Origin of the sequence: Flavobacterium polysaccharolyticum (assembly GCF_038739875.1) — a bacterium.
GTDB lineage: Bacteria > Bacteroidota > Bacteroidia > Flavobacteriales > Flavobacteriaceae > Flavobacterium > Flavobacterium polysaccharolyticum.
Window position 1 is genome coordinate 1 of the sequence record NZ_JBCGDP010000054.1, and the last position, 1,727, is coordinate 1,727.

The 1,727-nt window shown below is 31.6% G+C and carries 1 protein-coding gene; it reads right to left on the bottom strand.

Annotated features, from left to right (window positions below; translation table 11 throughout):
* Window positions 1-1,727, bottom strand: a 1,727-nt coding sequence (locus WFZ86_RS20030) for a leucine-rich repeat domain-containing protein (protein WP_342693595.1), incomplete at both ends; no start/stop codon positions are given.

Sequence of the window (1,727 nt, forward strand, 5' to 3'; positions counted from 1 at the left end):
CAGAGATGACAGTACCTGCTGTCTGTTCAAACGAAAAATTTGCGGATTCTCCAACAAAAACTTGCTGGGTAGGTAGTTTTAATTCTCCTGTTTTTGGGGTACAATTAACTACTTTTAATGTAATTGGCTCTCGTTCTAAGACCAAAGGTGACATATCCGGATTTGCAATATGGTACGATTTACAAACATACGAACCAGAATCTGTGGCTAGCAAAGTACTTATGGTAAATACTTTTCCAACCGCACCGGAAATTTCAACCCCGTCTTTAAACCATTGGTACGTATCTTCTGAATGAAATCTATCATCATTATCTGCAAACATTTTAAAATCAACTGTCTGTCCTGCTGTTTTATTAATTGTTTCTAGAACTCCTATTTTTGCTTGTGGAGAATATTTAAACCCAGTTGTTTGTTTTGCTTTATATGAACTAAATTGATTAACAAAATCTACAAAACGAAAATTGTTATTGCTAAAATTTATTAGTTTCATAGAATTTTGACCTGTTAAATCAGGAACATTACCAGACAATTTATTTGAACTGATATCGATATCATATAACGTATTAAATTCTTGAAAATTCAAATTAACATTCCCAGTTAACTGATTATTATTCAGCCATAATCTAAAGAGTCCTTTACAATTTGCAATCTCATTTGGAATTGAACCATCGAATAAATTATAAGACAAATCTAATAAACGAAGTATATTTAATTGACCTATACTTGCAGGTATGTTACCCGATAATTTATTATTACCTAAAGATAAAATATACAAATTTGTATTTTTTCCTATATCTATAGGGAGAGAGCCCGTGAAATCATTATAATTTAAATAATAAAAACCACATTTTGGCAACTCATAAATTTTTGATGGAATAGTTCCTGACAAATGATTATTATTTAAAACTAACCAAGTTAATGAACTTAAAGTAGCAATTTCAATAGGAATTTCTCCCGTGAGCTGGTTCAAACCTAATTTTAATTCCCTTAGATTTTTCAATTGTGCAATTTCTATAGGTATTGTACCAGTCAATGAATTAGCACTAAGATCAAGAAAAAGTAATTTCGTCAAATCACCAAATACAGGTATATTTCCTGACAACTTATTCATACCTAAATAAAGATTTTGTAAATCCTTTAGATTAGAAATCCAATTAGGAACAGTTCCTGATAATTGATTATTATACAAATTTAAGTCATATAACTTTGTTAATTGACCAATCTCACTAGGAATTTCACCAGTAAGAAAGTTGTGAACCAATTGTAATGAGCGCAAATAAGGTAAATTCTTAATCTCTTTTGGTATACTTCCCGTAAGATTATTACTATTCAAAACAACACTTTCTACATGCCCATTAGATACTGTAATCCCTTGCCATGCATTAACATTAGAACTAGGATTTGTGATATCCCATGGCTTGTAATTAGATTTTGTATTTGTCCAATTAGCTCCTCCAGTGCTATTGTACAAAGCGATAAGAGCAGCTCTTTCCTCCAAAGGAATATCAGTGACTGCTGAAGATTTGTTAGTAGTTGCTTTAGCCTTTTGTTCTGATCTTATTTTTTTCAAAATAGTCTCTTCACTTTTTTGCATTTCAATATACTGCGTTTTTTGCATTTCTCGCATCATAGCAATTTCTCGCGCAAGATCTTGGTCTTTCACCCCATGTTCTTTGAGTGAAGTGGTCACTCGAGCTACATCAAAACCAATTTGTTGATCACTCAAA